At 63.3% G+C, this 17,818-nt stretch carries 17 protein-coding genes and 1 pseudogene; 10 read left to right on the forward strand and 8 right to left on the reverse strand.

Annotated elements, in window-relative coordinates:
• The 3 genes from DVR07_RS20515 to DVR07_RS20525 form a co-directional block, all read left to right on the forward strand.
• On the forward strand, window positions 1–937 hold a 937-nt coding region (locus tag DVR07_RS20515), incomplete at its 5' end, for a CaiB/BaiF CoA transferase family protein (RefSeq protein ID WP_162829658.1).
• Window positions 938–1,051: 114 nt separating this feature from the next.
• Window positions 1,052–1,954 (forward strand): HpcH/HpaI aldolase/citrate lyase family protein, encoded by a 903-nt coding sequence (locus DVR07_RS20520; RefSeq protein WP_115799197.1) that lies wholly within the window; start codon window positions 1,052–1,054, stop codon window positions 1,952–1,954.
• Between the two features lie 63 nt (window positions 1,955–2,017).
• Window positions 2,018–3,118: a zinc-dependent alcohol dehydrogenase gene (locus tag DVR07_RS20525; RefSeq protein WP_115799198.1), complete on the forward strand. Its 1,101-nt coding sequence runs from the start codon at window positions 2,018–2,020 to the stop codon at window positions 3,116–3,118.
• Between the two features lie 33 nt (window positions 3,119–3,151).
• On the opposite strand, the gene DVR07_RS20530 is transcribed toward DVR07_RS20525, so the two are convergent.
• Window positions 3,152–4,195, reverse strand: a complete 1,044-nt coding sequence (locus DVR07_RS20530; RefSeq protein WP_115799199.1) for an isocitrate/isopropylmalate dehydrogenase family protein — start codon at window positions 4,193–4,195, stop codon at window positions 3,152–3,154.
• A 108-nt stretch (window positions 4,196–4,303) separates the two neighbouring features.
• On the opposite strand from DVR07_RS20530, the gene DVR07_RS20535 reads away from it, so the two are divergent.
• Window positions 4,304–4,804 carry a gamma carbonic anhydrase family protein gene (locus DVR07_RS20535; RefSeq protein ID WP_115799200.1) on the forward strand — a complete coding sequence of 167 codons (501 nt, stop codon included), beginning with the start codon at window positions 4,304–4,306 and terminating at the stop codon, window positions 4,802–4,804.
• A 117-nt stretch (window positions 4,805–4,921) separates the two neighbouring features.
• Here DVR07_RS20535 and DVR07_RS20540 read toward each other — a convergent pair whose 3' ends face one another.
• Window positions 4,922–6,871, reverse strand: a complete 1,950-nt coding sequence (locus DVR07_RS20540; protein ID WP_115799201.1) for an aconitate hydratase — start codon at window positions 6,869–6,871, stop codon at window positions 4,922–4,924.
• Between the two features lie 492 nt (window positions 6,872–7,363).
• On the opposite strand from DVR07_RS20540, the gene DVR07_RS22670 reads away from it, so the two are divergent.
• Window positions 7,364–7,588, forward strand: coding sequence for a class I SAM-dependent methyltransferase (locus DVR07_RS22670; RefSeq protein WP_115799202.1), 225 nt, complete (start codon window positions 7,364–7,366; stop codon window positions 7,586–7,588).
• A 281-nt stretch (window positions 7,589–7,869) separates the two neighbouring features.
• Here the strand turns inward: DVR07_RS22670 and DVR07_RS20550 are convergent.
• Window positions 7,870–8,545, reverse strand: a pseudogene (locus DVR07_RS20550) (IS6 family transposase).
• 493 nt (window positions 8,546–9,038) lie between these two features.
• On the opposite strand from DVR07_RS20550, the gene aceB reads away from it, so the two are divergent.
• Together aceB and DVR07_RS20560 are read left to right on the forward strand one after the other, a co-directional pair.
• Window positions 9,039–10,340 carry a malate synthase AceB gene (gene aceB, locus DVR07_RS20555; RefSeq protein WP_115799203.1) on the forward strand — a complete coding sequence of 434 codons (1,302 nt, stop codon included), beginning with the start codon at window positions 9,039–9,041 and terminating at the stop codon, window positions 10,338–10,340.
• Window positions 10,341–10,507: 167 nt separating this feature from the next.
• Window positions 10,508–11,083, forward strand: a complete 576-nt coding sequence (locus DVR07_RS20560) for a DUF998 domain-containing protein (protein ID WP_115799204.1) — start codon at window positions 10,508–10,510, stop codon at window positions 11,081–11,083.
• 109 nt (window positions 11,084–11,192) lie between these two features.
• Here DVR07_RS20560 and DVR07_RS20565 read toward each other — a convergent pair whose 3' ends face one another.
• Both DVR07_RS20565 and DVR07_RS20570 read right to left on the reverse strand, forming a co-directional pair.
• On the reverse strand, window positions 11,193–11,585 hold the full coding sequence (locus DVR07_RS20565) for a PIN domain-containing protein (protein ID WP_115799205.1): 393 nt from the start codon (window positions 11,583–11,585) through the stop codon (window positions 11,193–11,195).
• Window positions 11,582–11,824 (reverse strand): antitoxin VapB family protein, encoded by a 243-nt coding sequence (locus tag DVR07_RS20570; protein WP_115799206.1) that lies wholly within the window; start codon window positions 11,822–11,824, stop codon window positions 11,582–11,584. The genes DVR07_RS20565 and DVR07_RS20570 overlap by 4 nt, the downstream gene beginning before the upstream one ends.
• 323 nt (window positions 11,825–12,147) lie before the next feature.
• On the opposite strand from DVR07_RS20570, the gene DVR07_RS20575 reads away from it, so the two are divergent.
• Window positions 12,148–12,339, forward strand: a complete 192-nt coding sequence (locus tag DVR07_RS20575; RefSeq protein WP_115799207.1) for a hypothetical protein — start codon at window positions 12,148–12,150, stop codon at window positions 12,337–12,339.
• Between the two features lie 158 nt (window positions 12,340–12,497).
• Window positions 12,498–13,331: a hypothetical protein gene (locus DVR07_RS20580; RefSeq protein WP_115799208.1), complete on the forward strand. Its 834-nt coding sequence runs from the start codon at window positions 12,498–12,500 to the stop codon at window positions 13,329–13,331.
• A 57-nt stretch (window positions 13,332–13,388) separates the two neighbouring features.
• Here the strand turns inward: DVR07_RS20580 and DVR07_RS20585 are convergent, their stop codons facing one another.
• The 3 genes from DVR07_RS20585 to DVR07_RS20595 all read right to left on the reverse strand — a co-directional run bounded on the left by DVR07_RS20585 (window position 13,389) and on the right by DVR07_RS20595 (window position 16,706).
• Window positions 13,389–14,090, reverse strand: coding sequence for a cob(I)yrinic acid a,c-diamide adenosyltransferase (locus tag DVR07_RS20585; RefSeq protein ID WP_115799209.1), 702 nt, complete (start codon window positions 14,088–14,090; stop codon window positions 13,389–13,391).
• A 2-nt stretch (window positions 14,091–14,092) separates the two neighbouring features.
• Window positions 14,093–15,421 carry a cobyrinic acid a,c-diamide synthase gene (locus tag DVR07_RS20590; protein WP_115799210.1) on the reverse strand — a complete coding sequence of 443 codons (1,329 nt, stop codon included), beginning with the start codon at window positions 15,419–15,421 and terminating at the stop codon, window positions 14,093–14,095.
• 475 nt (window positions 15,422–15,896) lie between these two features.
• Window positions 15,897–16,706 (reverse strand): helix-turn-helix transcriptional regulator, encoded by an 810-nt coding sequence (locus DVR07_RS20595; protein WP_115799211.1) that lies wholly within the window; start codon window positions 16,704–16,706, stop codon window positions 15,897–15,899.
• A 147-nt stretch (window positions 16,707–16,853) separates the two neighbouring features.
• On the opposite strand from DVR07_RS20595, the gene DVR07_RS20600 reads away from it, so the two are divergent.
• Window positions 16,854–17,729 carry a hypothetical protein gene (locus DVR07_RS20600; protein ID WP_115799212.1) on the forward strand — a complete coding sequence of 292 codons (876 nt, stop codon included), beginning with the start codon at window positions 16,854–16,856 and terminating at the stop codon, window positions 17,727–17,729.
• Window positions 17,730–17,818 lie beyond the last annotated feature (89 nt).

Raw genomic sequence — 17,818 nt, forward strand, 5'->3', positions numbered from 1 at the left:
GTTCATCGAGAACTTCCGGCCGGGCCGACTCGAGGAGTGGAACCTCGGTTGGGAGACCCTCTCGGAGATCAACCCGGAACTGGTGATGGTCCGGACCACCGGCTTCGGCCAGACCGGCCCCTACAAGAATTTCCCCGGCTTCGGCACCCTCGCCGAAGCCATGAGCGGCTTCGCCCACACCACTGGGCAGGCGGACGGGCCGCCGACGCTGCCGCCGTTCGGGCTGGCGGACGCGATCTCGGCGATGCATTCGACGTTCGCGACGATGTTCGCCTTGTACTGGCGCGACGTCAACGACGGTACGGGCCAGTACATCGACTCCAGCGTGCTCGAGCCCATCTTCGGCGCCCTCATGCACTCACAGGTCGTCGAGTACAGCGAACTCGGCATCGTGCGCGAGCGGATGGGCAATCGAATCCCGTTCACCGCCCCGCGGAACACGTACAAGACGAAAGACGACCGGTGGGTGGCGATCTCGACCAGCGCCGAGAACATCGCCGAGCGCGTCCTCCGGCTGGTCGGCGGCGAGGACCTCGTCAACGACCCCCGCTTCCAGACGATGAGGGACCGAGTGGAACACGTCGAAGAACTGGATGCGATCATGCAGGACTGGTTCTCCGAACACACCCGCGAGGAGGCGCTCGAGGAGTTCCGCGAGGTCGAAGCCGCAATCGCGCCCGTCTACAATATCGAGGACATCTTCGAGGACCCTCACTTCAACGCCCGCGACGCCATCATCGAGATCGAAGACGAGGAACTCGGCGAGATTGCCCTCAGCGGTGTGTTTCCGAAGCTCTCGGCGACGCCGGGCCGCGTCGACCATCCCGGCCCGCCGCTGGGCGACAGTACCGAAGAGATACTACTCGATCGCACTTCACACACCAGTAGTACCATCGCCGACCTCGAGGAGCGAGGCGTCATCAACTCCGGCGACTGAAGCGGACTCACGTCGAACCTCGCCGAGGGGAGCGAAGTCGGAACGGCAGTACGGTGCACGCGACCAGCGTTCTTTCGAGCCAAAGTATAAGCCACGATAGGGAGTATCTAACACATGGAGATTCGCAGGTCGCTACTGTCGACGCCAGCGAGCGATATGGAAATGCTCCGCAAGGCCGCAGCATCGAGTGCAGACGAGGTGTTGTTCGACCTCGAAGACGCAGTCGCTCCCGATATGAAAGCGCGGGCCCGCGAAAACGTCGTCACCGCCGTGGACGAGTTCGACTGGGGGGACAAACTCCTCACGTTCCGGATGAACGACCTCACGCTCCCCTACGCGTACCGCGATCTCGTGACCGTCGTCGAAGCAGTCGGTGACGAGATGGACACCGTCACGGTTCCGAAGGTCGAGCGTGCGGAGGACGTGTACGTCGTCGAGACGCTCCTCTCACAGATCGAGGCCCAGATGTCGATAGCGAATCCCGTCGGTCTCAAGATACTTGTCGAGGAGACAGAGGCGCTGCAGAACATCGACGAAATCGCGGCCGCCAGCGACCGAATCGAGACCATGGACTTCGGGTCCGGCGATTACTCGGCGTCCATCGGGGTGGACCACCCCTCGGCGAAGTCCGACGCCGAGGAGACGAGCGATCTCTGGCACTACGCGCGCCACCGACTCCTGAACGCGGCCCGTTCGAACGGGATCGTCCCGGTCGACGGGGCGTACGCCGACTTCAGCGACGCCGAGGGGTATCGTCAGGAGTGCAGAGCGGTCGAACGGGCGGGATACGTCGGAAAGTGGGCGATCCACCCCGATCAGATTCAGATCGCCAACGAGGTGTTCACGCCGAGCCGAGACGACATCGAGTACGCCGAAGCGGTCATCGAAGCCCTCGACGGGGGCCGGGAGGAAGATGCAGGGGCGGTGAACCTCGATGGCGTCATGGTCGACAACGCCCACTATCGGCACGCTCGGCGGACGCTCGAACGCGCCGACGAACTTGATCTTCGACGATGAGTGACCGGAACCCCTACGGGACCGCCGAAACGACTAGTTCGCGATGTTCGGTGTGATTCAGCAATGAAAGCAGTTGTCTGTTACGACTTCGGAGAGTCCGCAGTCGAAGAGATTCCTCGACCCGACCCGGACCCGACGGAGGTACTGGTCGAAGTCCACCAGGTCCAGTTGAGCGTCACGGAGTGCAGTCTCTACAGGGGCGAGGAGATCACCCACTACGAGGCCATTACGTCTCGGCTCGGCCCCGACGGGGCGAAGTTGTTCGGACACGAGTTCTGTGGGCAGGTGGTAGAGACGGGCGAGGAGGTGACCGAGTTCGATACCGGTGACCGCGTCTACGCCCCCGGAAAGATTCCCTGTCTCGAGTGTGCGTCCTGCGAGGCCGGGTACACTCACCTGTGCCACGACAAGGACAACATCGGGTACGAGCGTCCCGGAGCGCTGGCGGAGTACGTTACGGTGCCCGCGCACCCGCTCGAAACGCTCTCCGACGGGATTTCAGATGCCGAGGGAGCGGCGATGCAGCCGTTCTCCACGTCGGTGCTCTCGGTTCACGACGCCGAAATCGAGACCGGCGATGTAGTCGTCGCCGTGGGAATGGGTGTGATCGGCGCTCAGTGCGCACAACTTGCGCTCAGACAGGGGGCCAGTACGGTGTTCGGCGTCGATATCGTCGACGAGAAGCTCACGCTCGCCGAATCGTACGGGGTCGAATCGATCGACGCTCGCGAGGAGGACCCTGTCGAACGGATAGTGGCGGCGACGGACGGAATCGGTGCGGACGTGGCATTCGAAGCTGTCGGCGGCTCGCAGGACCGGCTGACCGACGGAGACGGGCCGATCACACAGGCGTTTCGCGCTCTTCGGACCGGGGGAACTCTCGTCCAGGTGGGCCACATCGCGGGTGATGTCTCGGCGACCGCACGGGACCTCCGGGACAAATGTCTGACGTGGCGCCACCCGCTGCGCGGAAATCCGCAGCTCGGTCCGAACGCCTCGCCAGGCGAGGTCGCGCCCGAGTTGGTTGACGATGGGCTAGTCACGATAGACGATCACATCACTCACGAACTCGACGGTCTCAGTTCGTTCGAGAGAGCGGTCGAGATGACGCTGAACAAGGAAGAGTACGGAGCGCTCGGACCGGCGCAAATCGTGGTCGACTAACGTTCAGCATCGGAGCTCCGTCGCGGAGACGAATCACGGCGTAATGCGATCGACGACCGCGTCGGTGAACGTTTCGGTCGTCTCGTCACCGCCGATATCGGGCGTTCGGACGCCCGAGTCGAGAGCATCGTTAACCGCCGTCTCGATTGTCGCCGGTGCGTCCCCGACAGCAGCATCCCCGTTGGATTCTATCCACTCGAGCAACATGGCGGCGGAGAGGATCATCGCCGCGGGGTTTGCGATACCTTCGCCCGCGATGTCCGGCGCCGCACCGTGACTGGCCTGCGCCATCGCGTGTTCGGCACCGTAGTTGAGACCCGGCGCTACGCCGAGGCTTCCGACAACCCCGGCGGCTTCGTCGGACAGGATATCACCGAACAGATTGGTCGTCACCACGACGTCGTGGTCGGTTGGGTTGCGAACCAGTTCCATGGCGAACGCGTCGACGAGGGACGTCTCTAACGTAACGTCGGGGTAATCGTCGGCGACCGCCCGGCACTCCTCGAGGAACAGTGCCTCGCCGTGTTTGAGAACGTTCCCCTTGTGGACGGCTGTTACGTCCTTGTCGTGAGCGTCGGCGTGGGCGAACGCCGCTTCGGCAATCCGTCGGGACTCCTTCCGCGTGACGACGCGGACCGACAGTGCGGTGTCTTCGGTCGGCATGAACCGGCCGTCGCCGATGTGCATGTTCCGGTCGGCGAGGAACCCTTCGGTGTTCTGTCGGAATACGGTGACTTCCATCCCCTCGGGACCGAGGCTCTCGTACGCGCGAATCGGACGGACGTTCGCGTACAGGTCGAACTCGGAGCGGAGCGTGCTGCTGGGGTTCTGGTTCGCGGGGTCGTCCTCGGGGTACTCGCCGGCGAGAATCGGCCCGAGAAACCACCCGTCGCACTCCTCTAGCGCTTCGAGCGTCGTCTCCGGAACCGTCGATCCGTGCCTCTCGTAGCCCTCCCAGCCGACGGGTAACTCGACGAATTCCGCATCGGCCTGACTCGCTTCTACCGCTCGTCGTGCTGCCGAGACGATTTCCGGCCCGATTCCGTCTCCCGGCAGGATTCCGAGTCGAAGTACCATCCAGTGATGTAACGTAATCGATCGTGTTATACGTTCCCGTACGGTCAACATTGACTCCCGGCGCCCCTGAGGGACAACTTCCTTATAGTCCGTCGTAAAGTACCGAACATGATACGGTCGTTCGATGGTACAACACCCCAAATCGCGGACTCGGCGTACGTGGACGAGGCGGCAGTCGTCATCGGTGATGTCGTCATCGAGGCGGAGGCGAGTGTCTGGCCGAACGCGACCCTTCGAGGTGATAGCGATAGAATCGTCGTGGGAGCCGGTGCCAACGTCCAAGATAACGCCGTGTTACACGAGGACGCCGTTCTCGAACCGGAGACCACAGTCGGCCACAGCGGTATCGTCCACGCCGCAACGGTCGCAGAGGGCGCGCTCGTGGGGATGAATGCGGTAGTCCTCGACGATGCACGTATCGGCGAAGACGCGATCGTCGGGGCCGGAGCCGTCGTGACCGAGGGTACCGAAGTACCGACCGAAACGCTCGTGACCGGCATACCCGCAGCATCGAAGGCCGAACTCGACGAGCCTCGTTCGGCGACGACCGCCGAGCATTACGTAGAACTCGCGAACCGCTACGAGGAGACCTCCAGACGTATCGAGTGACGAACGCGAGTGCCTCGCGCCTACGGAGCCGACAGACCGCCGATCGTCGTCGCTGAAAATCGGCGCCGGCGGAGCAGTACATTGCGGGCCTGTCGCCGAAAGAAGTACGTCGTTCGACTAGTCCGCCGAGAGCTGCGCCCTAGTGTGAGGAAGCTTCCCACCGGCAGCGAGCAGTTCGCGTTCCCGGTCGTTCACCCGTAGGGTGGCTGGAGCGTCCCACTCGTCGTTCACCCGCACGGTGAACTCCGTCCGTCCGTTTAGCACCGCACTTACGACGTCGTCGACCAGTTCGATATCATCACCCTGCCTGATGCTGTCGTAGGTCTCGTCGTCGATAGTCAGCGGCAACAACCCGAAGTTGATGAGGTTGGCCTTGTGGATCCGGGCGAGGCTCTTCGCGAGGACGCCGTGGACGCCCAAGTACATCGGACAAAGGGCAGCGTGTTCGCGCGAGGAGCCCTGCCCGTAGTTCTCGCCGGCGACGAGGAAGCCGCCGTCGGCCGCCTCCGCGCGCTCGGCGAAGCTTCCGTCGACCCGTGAGAGGGTGAACTCCGAGAGTTTGGGGACGTTCGAGCGGTACATCGACACCTCCTTGGTCGCCGGGATCACGTGGTCGGTGGTGATGTTGTCGCCCATCTTCAGCAGGGCCGGTCCGTCGAGGTCGGACCCTAACTCATCTTTGAGCGGGACGTCGCCGATGTTCGGGCCCTTGACGAGCTCGTCGTCGACCGACTCCTCGGGGAGGATGATGTCGGAGTCGGGCGTACCGTTGTACAGTTCGGGCATCTCGCGGCCGGGTGCCGCCAGACCGAGCTCGTCGGCGAAGTCCCTCGGGTCGACGATCTCGCCCGCGATAGCCGACGCGGCCGCGACCTCCGGCGAGCAGAGGAACACCGCGTCGTCCTCCATCCCCGAACGGCCCTCGAAGTTGCGGTTGAACGTCCGGAGCGACACCGAATCGCTCGCTGGAACGTGACCGGCGCCGATGCAGGCGCCGCAGGTCGCCTCGGAGAAGTTGACGCCGGCCGCCATCATCTCGGCGACCCAGCCCTCCTTCGCGAGCATCTCGGAGGCCTGCTTGCTGCCGGGTGCGACGATCATCTCGGTCGACTGGTCGGTTTCGCGGCCCTCGAGTATCTTTGCGACCGGGAGGATGTCCTCGTAGGCGCCGTTGGTGCAGGAGCCGACGATGACCTGGTCGACCTCGGTGCCCGCGACTTCGCCGACGGGCACGACGTTGTCGGGCATCGACGGCTCGGCGACCAGTGGCTCGATAGCCGAGAGGTCGATCGCGAGTTCGTCGTCGTAGTCGGCGTCGTCGCCGGGGGCGAGTGGCCGGAAGTCGTCCTCGCGATTCAATCGGCGGAAGTACTCCTCCGTGCGCTCGTCGGACGGAAAAATGGAAGTCGTCGCTCCGAGCTCCGTCCCCATGTTCGAGATCACCGTTCGTTCGTGCGCCGAGAGGCTCTCGATGCCGGGTCCGGTGTACTCGAACACCTTACCGACGCCGCCCTTCACGGAGAGTCGACGGAGCAGCTCGAGGATGACGTCCTTCGCGGTCGCCCACTCGGGAAGTTCACCCTCCAGTCTGACGTTGACGATCTCCGGCATCTCGATGTAGTAGGGTGCCCCGCCCATCGTCGTGGCGATGTCCAGGCCCCCGGTGCCGATGCCGAGCTGACCGAGTCCGCCCGCCGTCGGCGTGTGCGAGTCCGCACCGAGCAGGGTCTTGCCGGGCGTGACGAAGTTCTCCTTGTGAACCTGGTGGAGGATTCCGGTTCCCGGACGGGCGAAGTACGCCCCGAACGTGCCTGCCGCGCTTCGGAGGAACCGATGGTCGTCGGAGATCTTGAAGTCCGGCTGATAGGTCTGGTGGTCGCAGTGTTGACCGGCGATTTCGACCTGAACCTTGTCCAGGTCGAGGGCCTCGAACTGCAGCCAGACCATCGTCCCCGTCAGGTCGTGTGCAAGGACTTGGTCGATCTCGATGCCAATCTCCTCGCCAGTCTCGAGTTCCCCGTCGACGAGATGATCTGCGAGTATCTTCTCCGTGAGGGTCCGTCCCATGATACCTTTCGATTTGGGGGCTCTCGTTAAATGTGTTTGTCCGCTCGGTCGCAGCACAACGTTGTCTCGAACAGTACGCCTTCAGCGTTCCCGCAGTCGACGGTACCTATGTGCATCGATACGGGTAACTGGAACCTTCCATGTCGAAGTGGGGAATGCCAAGTCGAATCTCCGGTAACGGTATCCTACGCGATTCAACAGGATTTGCTGCTCACAACAAAGTGAGTCCCAGCTCATGGTGACGACCTTGTCTATCTGACCGATGGGTTCTTGCTCCCGACCGCCAGTTCAGTCGGATAAGACAGAGGGAAATTTATTTGCTTACTTCGTCCATTTACTCACATCTTGGCTAAGGATTCAGAACAGAAGCGGGAGGCGGCAGACTCGTTCAATATGTACGCCTCGGCGTATGTGGAAAGTCATATCCATCAGAGTGGTGATGACTTGGAGACGCTTGCTGAGTAGTGTGCAAACGCTGAGCAAGCCCTTGATATAGCGACCGGCGCAGGTCATACTGTGGGTGCCGTCTACAAGTCCGGTGTCCTTTCGGTGGTAGCGACTGATGCCGCACCAACCATGGTCGCGACAGTAAAAGCGAAGTTTCCAAGCATTATAGGAGCTGTTGCTGACGCTGAGCAGTTACCGTTTCCGGATGATATGTTCGACGCTGTAATGTGTCGTATCGCTGCTCATCACTCCCTCCAGAGACATTTGTAAACGAAGTAGCCCGAGTAACTGAATCAGGTGGAGTATTCGCGTTCGAGGGCAATATTGCACCCGAAGACGAACAGCTCGATGAGTTTTTTGAACTCGGTCGGACGATTGCGTGATCCGACTCATCACAGGTCATACACTGAATCGGAATGGTGTGAGTGGTTTCAGGCCGCCGGATTTGATGTCGAAGGGTATTTTGCGATTAATAAAATCATTAATTATCAAACTGGGCTGAGAAGCTCGACACACCAGCAGAATGTTGTTGGTTCGTCGGGGCTCACAGTCTAATTTAGTACCTCCTCCGCTGGCGTCGTTCCGTCGAGTACTTGATACACCCTCTGTCGTTTGTAGTAATGTGCAAAATACGCAAGATATTTGCGGGCACTCGCCTGACGTCCACCCATGAATTGTGGAAGCGGTCGATCCGCATCTTGAGGGCATGAAACCATTTTTCAATGTGGCTTCGGTCAGCGTAGTCAAGTATCCGTTCAATCCGATTCGAGAGAGGGTAGTCAGATAACAGTAGCTATCGACGAGATACACTGCGTCCGAGAAATTTTGTTTCTTGGTGAGTTGATGCAGAAACACAGCTGCTGGGTCGGTATCGCGCCGCCCAAAAAATGCGACATCAAGCAGCAGTTTTGGCTCGGTAACTATTGCAGCGTATACCCAAGACCACTCACCGTTAGTCCGGAACGCGGTCCCGTCAACCGCGACCCATGTCGGCGACGCCGATGGCGGGTCGCACCCACTGACAGCCAACCGATGTACCCAGTGTCAAACCGCTCCACGAGAACATTATACACTTAAGACCGACAAAACCGATGTAGTCTCCCGAAACGAATAGCCTGTTTCGTGGAGACGGACGCCGAACGCCCTGACGGGCGTCGCCGTCCGCTCATCCTCTCAGGTTTCTTCTAAGTCCGTCTCCAAGATCTTGTTAAGCAAATCTACGAGCAGTTCGGACACGATACTCCACGACCTGCTCGTTCCTCAAACTGGCTCAACCAGACCGTGGGCGTCGGGGGAATATTCTACATCGGCCAGCACTCATCGAGTAGAATTTCCAATTATGGGTTTTGACCTCGGTAAGTATCTCACAGAAGTTCGATTTCAGAGAGGCTTAGCTCCGGGATGGCAGACAAGTGGTCCATCCCAATAAGAGGACTTATTTTATAGCAAATAGATATTCGCCGGGCAAATCGTCATACTCCTTCGGTATCGGGTATTTAACATGGCGTTTCCTCTCCATAAGTGTTAATTACCATGTTTTTCAAACGATACGAGTACCAAAACCGGCTTTCTGAATTTCCACCTCTATTGGGATGCATTCATTGCACGCTCGGTGCGGTATTTGGCAACCTCATTATTTATCCGATTGGGCCTCAGGCGTGCGAGACAACCACGTTCGTGTGAACTCTTAACACTGAGAAGGTCGACAGTAGAGTCGCACATGGCGACAGAGCATCACGACCGCACGTTCGTGCGGACGTTCTTCACGTCACCGACCGCCGTCGAGGGCGACGACACCGCCGAGATGCTGCGTAAGGCCTCCCAGCTCGAGGGGATGCAAGCGCCCGACGTCTGGGTGCCCGACAACGAGGACGCGACGGCGCCGAGCATGCGCGACGAGGGCGTCGAGAACATCTTGGACGTGGTCGCCGAGCACGGCGCGGACTTCCCCGGCGAGATCCACCCGCGCGTGGTCTGGCACCGCGACGACCCCGAGACGCGGCGACGGGGCTTCGAGCACATGATGCAGTTGGCCGACCCCGACGCGGGGGCGATAGAGCACATCGACGGGTTCGTGGTTCCGGAGGTGGGCGCCATCGACGACTGGAAGAAAGCCGACGAGTTCATCACCATCGTCGAGGCCGAGAACGGCCTCGAGGAGGGTAGCCTGGCGATGTCGCCCATCGTCGAGAGCGGCGAGGCCGAGCTCGCGATGTCCCGCATCGACCGGGAGATCGGCAAGCGCTCGAACAACTTAGAGCGACTCTTCATGCTGGTCGACGGCGAGGTCGACTACACCAAGGACATGCGCGCTCAGACCCCGGCGGGCGACCTGCCGCCGTGGCCGGAGCTGCGGCACAACACCTCCCGGGCGGCGAGCGCGAACGACCTGATCGCGGTCGACGGCCCGTACGACGACATCCGGGACGTCGAGGGGTACCGCCGGCGGATGACCGACAACCGGGCGAAGGGGATGACGGGCATCTGGTCGCTGACGCCCGGCCAGGTCGTCGAGGCGAACACGGAGCCCCTACCGCCCCAGGAGGGCAGCTACCTGCTCGACCTCGGGGACGACACCGTCGAGTTAGAGCGGACCGGCGACGACGCCCACGCCTACGACGGCGACGACGTGGAACTCGAAAAACTCGGAGACGGGCGATACCGGCTCCGGATCGGACGCGAGGAACGCGAACTCGACGAGGACGAACTCCACGACGAGCTCCGGGACCGGCTCCAGTACGTCATGGCGATGGACGACTACGTCGAGTCGATGACCGAGTTCGAGGAGGCCAAGGAGTCGGGGAAGGGCGCCATCTCGATGTCGCGGACCGCGCGACTCGTCCTCGGCGGCACCGAGTTCGAGGTCACGCGCGACCGGATGTGGGACGAGGCCACCTACCAGGCGGCGAAGACGCCGATTACCCTGTTCCAGGAGGTGTACGAGGCGCGGCCGGACCAGCGCGACGACCTCGAGGAGCGGTACGGCCGCGAGGTCGTGGACCGCGCGATGGACGTCGGGTAGCGCCCGCTCCTACGTCGACGGGGCGCATGAGGACCGATAGCGAACGGTGATGGGAGTGTGATGTGTCGAGCACGTCGGGACTGCGACTTCGACTGTCCACCGACGGTCGCCCGACTGCCCCCGACGAGAATCCAGCTATTTAATTCGGCAGCGTCGCACGGTCGCGTATGAATCGGACCCGGTTCTCTGCGGTACTCGGCGTCGCGGCCGTACTCGTCTCGTTTCTCGGCATCCTCGGCGGCGTCTCGACTGCGCCGTGGTTCTCGTGGGCCAGCAACGATCTCTCGGACCTCGGTATCTCGGCCGGTCCCGAGCGGTGGCTGTTCAACTACGGGTTGATACTATCGGGGATCGTCGGCCTCGGGTTCCTCCCCGCGCTGTGCGCGACCGCACGGCACCGCGCGCATCGACTCGCGCTCGTCCCGTTCGCGGTCGCGATGGTCGCCGTCGCCGGCGTCGGCGTCTTCCCCGCCGACCAGCCGCAAGCACACGCCCTCTCGGCCGTTACCGCCTACGTCGCGTTCGTGGCGACGCCCGTTGTCTACGGTGTCGGCGATCTGTTGGCGGGCGCCGGCAATCGCGGCGCGGCGACGATAGCCAGCGCCGTCATCCACCTCGGTCTCTGGGTGCTGGCGGTCGCGTCGCTCGGGGAGACGCTGACCGGAATCGCCGTCCCGGAGTTCGTCGGCGCCACTCTGTTCAACGCGTGGGTCCTCTATACCGCGTTCCGGGCGTGGCGCTGACTACTGAACCCGACATCTCGACGGTCCGGTCCCGGACCACGACGAGGCGACGAGAAAAACGGCGCATCGACGCCGTTTTTGTTTCGGCCAGTCGCGTCGACGAGGTCGCTCAATACGTTTCGACGTCGAGACCGTCGATCCGCTCGAAGTGGTCGCTGTTGCGAGTGACGACCGGCTCGTCGGTGAGTAACGCGGTCGCACCGATGAGACAGTCCTCGCGGTCGATCTCTTCGCCCCGGGAGCGGAGCCCGCCCGAAATCTTCCCCGCTTTCTGCATCACCGTATCGTCGGCGGGAACGACGTGGCGGGTGTCTAGCACGTCGAGTATCTTCCGCTGGCGTTTCTCGGGGACGTCTAACTGCGGAACGGCTTCGTAGAGTTCGAGGACGGTGATCGAGGCGACCTTTTCGGGGCGGTTCTCCTTCTCGATGCGGTCGAGATACGCGAGCGCGTCAGGGTCATCGTGCAAGATGTCGATAACGAACGACGTGTCCTCGATCATCCGTCGCTCCGCAAGTCCGAATCGAGGCGGTCGCGCCGGTCGCGGGACCGGTCCCGTCCCTCCTCGATTTTGCCCTCGAGCTCCTGGGCTTCCTCGTCGGAGAGAATGCCGGCGACCTCCTTCCACGAGCGTTCACCCGCGATCCGCTTGACGACCTCCGAGAACGACTCTCCTTCCCGTTTATGGGCCTTGAGGCGTTCGTAGGCCTCCTCGTCGAGAGAGATTGTTTTGGTCGCCATCTCAATACACAGTCGTGTGTGTAGATGTATAAAGGTACGGGCGAACGCCCGGAAGTGGTCGAGCGTTACTTTATTGAAACCCCGTCTATGCAGCCGGGGGTCACACGTTTGGCCCGCATTCGGGGGAATCGGTTCGGTGATTCGTCGGTCGTCTGCCAATTTGACCGCCTCGCGGCCGAGGGGTCGGTTCGTCTGAGGCGCGAGCGAATCGGTCGGGTTGGTTCGACGCGCCCTCGCGGTATTACTACATCGAATACGCCGCCCTCCGAGTATGGTCTATTCCCTATGGAACGTTTTTACGGGTCCGCGTCCTTCCTTCTGGTATGGCAGCGAGCGACTCGCCGCCGATCGGTCTCGCCCACCCGACCGTGAACCCCGAGTCCGGGGTCGGCCCGGCGGACCGCCGGACCGACCGCTGCGCGTGCAACGACTGCGACTACACCGTCGAGACGGGCGACGATCTGCCGCCGAAGTGCCCCGACTGCGGCGGCGCGCTGATCCGGTTCACCTCGTAGTTGTACGCAGCGGGCGCGGCGATCAGTCTGGACGAACGCCACCGCTGGCGGACGCCCGTGCGAGTGCTCGCGACTCGTCCCGCGGAAGCGACCGACGACCAGCGGTGCCGGAGTCGATTCCGGAAGAGCATTTACCGTTCTCTCCCGTAGCCATCGCCATGTACGGAATCCTCACGAGCAGTCCCGCGCTGGTCAGGGAGGACGTCGGCGACTTCGCCCACTTCGTCGCCGAGGACGTGAGCGGTCGACGCGGCGACCCGCTCGACGGCGCGATCAACTCCGTGGCCTGCTGGGGGGACACGCAGGTCGTCGCGGACGACCCGGAGCGGGCCGCCGTCGCGGGCGACGGGACTCGCGCGACGCCCGACGCCGAGGGTCACCACTGGGGCACCGTCTGTCCGACCGACTCCGACTACCGCGCCGGACTCCTCGACCGGGTCGAGACGGTCGGCGCTGCGGGCGACGTCAGGCTCACCACCGTCGGGTTCCCAGGCGCCGGGTTCTGCCGGTGCAGTCGGTGCGACCGCCAGTTCGCGGCGATCGACCGCGACGACAGGGTCGCGTGGCGGACCGAGACGGTCACGGAGTTCGTCCGGGACGCATCGGACCGGGTCGCGGGCGACCTGCTCGTCACGCTGTATCCGGACCCCTACCCCGGGAACCTCCGCGAGCGCGCCGGGCTGGATCCGGAGTCGCTCGCACCCCTCGTCGACGGCTTCCTCGTTCCGCTCTGCGGTATCGGGTACGAGACGACGTACTGGGTCGAGTCGCTGGCCCGCGGCTTCGCTCGCGAACTCGGAGGACTCGACGCGCGGCTCACCGTCCAGCTCTCGGCGTCCGAAGCCGGTGCCGACCGGCTCGTCGACGTGACCCGACAGATCGACCCGCACGCCGACGCGGTCGTCTACGGGACCGACGAGGAGAACGTCGACACCACTCGGGCGGTCCTCCGTCGGTGCGGGACGGCCGAGCCGCCGTCGCCTCCCGCCTGAAGTTCTCTGCGGTACTCTCCGATCGACGGGGCGAGGCGCCGGAACGACCTGCTCCGGTCAGTACTCGGTGCCCTTGCGGGCGCGCTGCCCGTCCTCGATGGGGTGGCGCTCCTTGCGGACGTTCGTGACCAGGTCGGCGTGGTCGAGGAGGTACGTCGGCCGCTCGTGCCCGCCGGTGAGAACGAGTTCGAGGTCGTCGGGCTTCGACTCGACGAGGTCGACCACAGTCTCGGGGGCGAGCAGGTCGCGGTTCACCGCGTAGAGTATCTCGTCGAGGATCAGCATGTGTACACCCTCGTCGGCCGGCGCGTCGGGCGGTCGGGGCGCGGCGAGGTCGGCGTCCCCGGCCGCCGCCAGCAGCTCCTCGGCCCGGGCGAGTCCGCCCTGGGCCTTCGCGGCGTGCTCGTCGTCGTCCGAGCCGTCGAGGAAGCCGTGCCAGCCGTAGTGGCCGGTGTTCTCGTAGCTGAAGCCAGGGAACCGCTCGATGGCGTTGTACTCGCCGCGGACGGCCTCGACGCTCGACGCGCCGCCCTTCATGAACTGGAGCACGTGGACCCGGAAGCCGTGGCCCGCGGCCCGGAACCCCATCCCCATCGCGGCGGTGGTCTTGCCCTTGCCGTCGCCCCACCAGACCTGCACGAGGCCGAACTCCTCGGGCGCCGACGGTTCGATGGGCTCCGCCTCGGGTGACGTGCCTCTTCCCGGCGTCTGTGCGTGCAGTTCGTCGCGGTCGTCAGTAGGTTGCGTGTCTCGTGACATGGTCAGAGATTATCGACGAATCGGTCGAACGCGCCGCTCTCGGCGTGGACGTGGGCGTAGGTGCCCAGCGTTCGGTACTCGGTGAGCCCGTCGCGGTCGCCGTCGACGCCCGACCCCCGTTCGACGTCGAACGCGAACCGGGCGTCGGCGCCGACGTCGGCGCTGGAGTAGTGGAACTCGTGGCCCCGGACGGCGTCGTTCGCGCCGGCGGTGAGCGTCGGTTCGCGGGCGCGGAGTTCGACGTGGTCCAGCGCCTGGTACCGGTCGTGCATCCGGACCTCAGCGGGGAGCACCCCCGCCATCTCGTAGGTCTCCCCGTCGGCGGTCGTCAGCGACTCGCTCAGCGCCATCAGCCCGCCGCACTCGGCCAGCATCGGGACGCCGTCCTCGGCGCGGCGGCGCAGCGACGCGAGCGCCGGCCCGTCGGCGAGGGCGGCGGCGTGCAGTTCAGGATAGCCGCCGGGGAGGTAGACGCCGTCCGCGACGGGAACGTCGTCGCCGTCCGTCGGCGCGAACGTCACGACCTCGGCGCGCGAGCGGAGCCGGTCGAGCGTCGCCGGATAGACGAACCGGAACGCGTCGTCGCGCGCCACGGCGACGCGCGCGTCGCGAGTCGTTCGTCGGTCGCTCCCGTCGCGAGTCGACCGCCGGTCGTCGCCCGACTCGGGTCGCGGCGGCTCCCTGGCGACCGCCAGCAGTCGCTCGGCGTCGACGTGCTCGGCGGCCTCGTCGAGGGTCTCCCGGTCGAGCGGAGCCTCCGCGCCCATGTGGAGACCGAGGTGGCGATCGGGGATCTCGAGGTCGGGAGTCGGCGGAATCCGGCCGAAGTAGGTCAGGTCCTCGGGGAGGGCGTCGGCGATACCCGCCTCGTGCCGGCCGCCGTGGGCCCGCTGGGCGATGACGCCCGCGACGTCGACGTCGCGACCCGCGTCGGCGGCGTACTCCCGGAAGCCCAGCGCGGTCGCGGCCACGCTCTCCATCCCGGCGCTGGCGTCGACGACCAGGACCACCGGGAGGTCGAGCGCCTCGGCGACCATCGCCGTGCTGGACCGGTCGCCGTCGTACAGCCCCATGACGCCCTCGACGACGCAGACGTCTCCCTCGCCCCGGTGGTAGTTCCGCCGGAGTCCGCCTTCGCCTTCGAGCCAGACGTCGAGAGTGCGCGAGGGGCGTCCGGCGACGGTCGCGTGGTGGCTGGGGTCGATGAAGTCGGGGCCGGCCTTCGCCGGCTGGACCGAGCGGCCCGTCGCCTCCAGGGCCCGGACGACGGCGAGCGTGGCGACTGTCTTGCCCACGCCCGACCGCGTTCCGCCGACGACGACGCCCTTCACGGTTTCACCACGGGGTCGGACCACCTCGCCACGGGTTCACGCTCCGAACTGTACATCCGGGTTGTAGTTAGTGCAAGCTAACTTTAATCGTTTGGTGCGGCTGCGAGGCAGGGGAAGGGCGACCGAGCTGGACCTTCCTCCACCGTAAGACAAACTCTCGACGCACACCGACAGGCTTCGCGAGCAGAACAGTAGCTACGAGGTCGTCGACGTCGCGGGGTAGTCCGATCGGCGAGACGCCCGGTGGTACGAGTGCGGGAACGACTTCTCGACCGCGCCGCGTCGCCGACTACCGGGTGGTGTACTCCGCTGGCCGACTTCCTCGAGTGACGACAACGCCGCTCATATACACGCTCAGTATCTCGCACGCATCGTCTCAATCTACTTAGTGGCTGTCAGAAGCGTCCTGCTGGATAGGGGGCGCGTAGTCAGCAGTGCGACCATTATATCTGCTTTAGGCCGAACAACCAATTAATTACGCTTCGGGTAGCATCGCCGGATCCAGCAGTACAGCCTCGGCACGGTAGTCAGCGTAGAGTGACTCGGCCCATGACACAACGGCAGGGTTCTCGACTACCACCAATCCCCGAACTACATCCCTGGCTTCCTCACTGGCCCAGATTCCGACCGCTTCATCGATGACATGGAAACTGATTGGAACCTCTCCGTCATAGATTAAGACGTCACCTCTCTCCGCTCGTGTCCGCCATAGTGGTATTTGTTTTGGCTCCGCGGCGAGCGTATCGAACCAGTCAGCTTGAATCACGGATTCGGACTCCAATTTTCCCGCGACACACTGATCATGGATTAACTGCACAAATCTAGTGACGGCGCCGATCGCAAGTGAACGTTTTTTACTCCCAGTACGGACCCACTCCTCCAGATAATCAAATGGCTTGACCGGGTTGGTACCGGTCGGCGTTATGATGTCAGCACTACGGAAATGCCGGAAATCGAGTTCGCGAGCCGGCGATGGAAGCCACTGGATCATCTCCTCGAGGTGGTGAACTCCCTTGATGGTCTCTAAATAGTCGGAGAACTCGTCGATCATGGTTTCGCCCAAGTCGGTGAGTTCATACTGGCTCCCTTCGGAATCGACCCACCCGCGCGTTTCCCCGTCGGCGAGAATGCGCGCGACTGTTGACCGGGAGGCCCCCGTCTGCTCTGCAAGAGCACGGCTCGTCGTCGGTCCGTCCGCAAGTGCCTCGAACACCCGTACACTATGGGACGAATTCGCGAACACTTGAATCGCATCCAACGCCGATTCTGTGGTAGACGTTGGCATATAACACTGGTAGTCCGTATAGTCTCTAATACCTTGTGCAGAGGGCGAGGATATTCCCAGGGGGTCGGAAGATGCCGATCAAGTAAGGCTACGGACTGCCCCGGCATTATCTGTTACCACGGCCCAAGCGGGTCGGGGAGTAGACCAATGACACTACCAAATCGAACGGAGCGTATTGACCGCCGGTCGTTCCTGAGGATAGGGGCGCTCGTTGCGGGTGGCGTCCTCGTAACCGGGACGGGTAGCGCGACATCGGCGGCGACGACCACTGCGTTCCACGAAGGGGAGTCGATTGCTGTCGGGGACGGGACGGTGACGGCGTATGCAACCACCACTCCGAAGGCGACTGTGGAATCGCTCGGTGTTCACGTCGATGGCGCCGCTATGGACGCGTTCGACGACGAGGAGGTGAAAGCACCGCTTGCCTTCCCCGCACAGACAGCGGCTGGCAACGCGCTCGACCATCATCAGTTCAGGTTCGTGCGCTTCGAGTACCTGCCGGAGGGGCATATTCCGAAGGGGGTGTACGACGTACCTCACTTCGATTTCCATTTCTTCATGCTCGATGAGTCGATTGTCGAGACGATTGAACGGGGGCCAGCCCGATATTCGATTCCGGAGGCCCAGATGCCCGAGGACCACATCCGGCCGCCACTGGTCGATACCGACGATGACGGGGAGCCCGACGCTCCGCTCGTCGAGTCGAAGCGAGGTGAGCCCATCACTGATCCAGGCTTCACGGAGTATCAAGAGGACGGAGAGTTCACCCACACCCACCTCTATGGCGGATATGACCCGGACGGAGACGGTGAGGGGCGACTTATTCTGTTCGAGCCGATGCTCACTACTGACTTCGTCGACCAATTAGACACGCTACTGGATGTCAATATGCAGATACCGACGGCGTACTTCACTGGCGACGAGTACCCGACGTCGTACGTGATCCAACCAGTCAGCGACGGCGGCATCTACGTCTGCCTGACCGACTTTGAGGGGTTCCCATCCCCCGGGACAGTCCAGTAACCTCCGTAGGCACAATTCGTCCCCTTGTAGCATAGTTCCCGTGGGACCCGAACCACAACTGGAATCAGGTAGGCGGTGCGCTGCAAGAT

The sequence above is a fragment of the Halorussus rarus genome (assembly GCF_003369835.1).
GTDB lineage: Archaea > Halobacteriota > Halobacteria > Halobacteriales > Haladaptataceae > Halorussus > Halorussus rarus.

What these genes read in the sequence shown, in the direction of transcription:
- DVR07_RS20570 (WP_115799206.1), bottom strand. Translation starts at nt 11,824, where the DNA reads ATGGCGACCAAAACAATCTCTCTCGACGAGGAGGCCTACGAACGCCTC.
- DVR07_RS20595 (WP_115799211.1), bottom strand. Translation starts at nt 16,706, where the DNA reads ATGCCAACGTCTACCACAGAATCGGCGTTGGATGCGATTCAAGTGTTC.
- DVR07_RS20540 (WP_115799201.1), bottom strand. Translation starts at nt 6,871, where the DNA reads ATGGGACGGACCCTCACGGAGAAGATACTCGCAGATCATCTCGTCGAC.
- DVR07_RS20530 (WP_115799199.1), bottom strand. Translation starts at nt 4,195, where the DNA reads ATGGTACTTCGACTCGGAATCCTGCCGGGAGACGGAATCGGGCCGGAA.
- DVR07_RS20580 (WP_115799208.1), top strand. Translation starts at nt 12,498, where the DNA reads ATGTACGGAATCCTCACGAGCAGTCCCGCGCTGGTCAGGGAGGACGTC.
- DVR07_RS20585 (WP_115799209.1), bottom strand. Translation starts at nt 14,090, where the DNA reads ATGTCACGAGACACGCAACCTACTGACGACCGCGACGAACTGCACGCA.
- DVR07_RS20565 (WP_115799205.1), bottom strand. Translation starts at nt 11,585, where the DNA reads ATGATCGAGGACACGTCGTTCGTTATCGACATCTTGCACGATGACCCT.
- DVR07_RS20560 (WP_115799204.1), top strand. Translation starts at nt 10,508, where the DNA reads ATGAATCGGACCCGGTTCTCTGCGGTACTCGGCGTCGCGGCCGTACTC.
- aceB (WP_115799203.1), top strand. Translation starts at nt 9,039, where the DNA reads ATGGCGACAGAGCATCACGACCGCACGTTCGTGCGGACGTTCTTCACG.
- DVR07_RS20575 (WP_115799207.1), top strand. Translation starts at nt 12,148, where the DNA reads ATGGCAGCGAGCGACTCGCCGCCGATCGGTCTCGCCCACCCGACCGTG.
- DVR07_RS20525 (WP_115799198.1), top strand. Translation starts at nt 2,018, where the DNA reads ATGAAAGCAGTTGTCTGTTACGACTTCGGAGAGTCCGCAGTCGAAGAG.
- DVR07_RS20600 (WP_115799212.1), top strand. Translation starts at nt 16,854, where the DNA reads ATGACACTACCAAATCGAACGGAGCGTATTGACCGCCGGTCGTTCCTG.
- DVR07_RS20535 (WP_115799200.1), top strand. Translation starts at nt 4,304, where the DNA reads ATGATACGGTCGTTCGATGGTACAACACCCCAAATCGCGGACTCGGCG.
- DVR07_RS20520 (WP_115799197.1), top strand. Translation starts at nt 1,052, where the DNA reads ATGGAGATTCGCAGGTCGCTACTGTCGACGCCAGCGAGCGATATGGAA.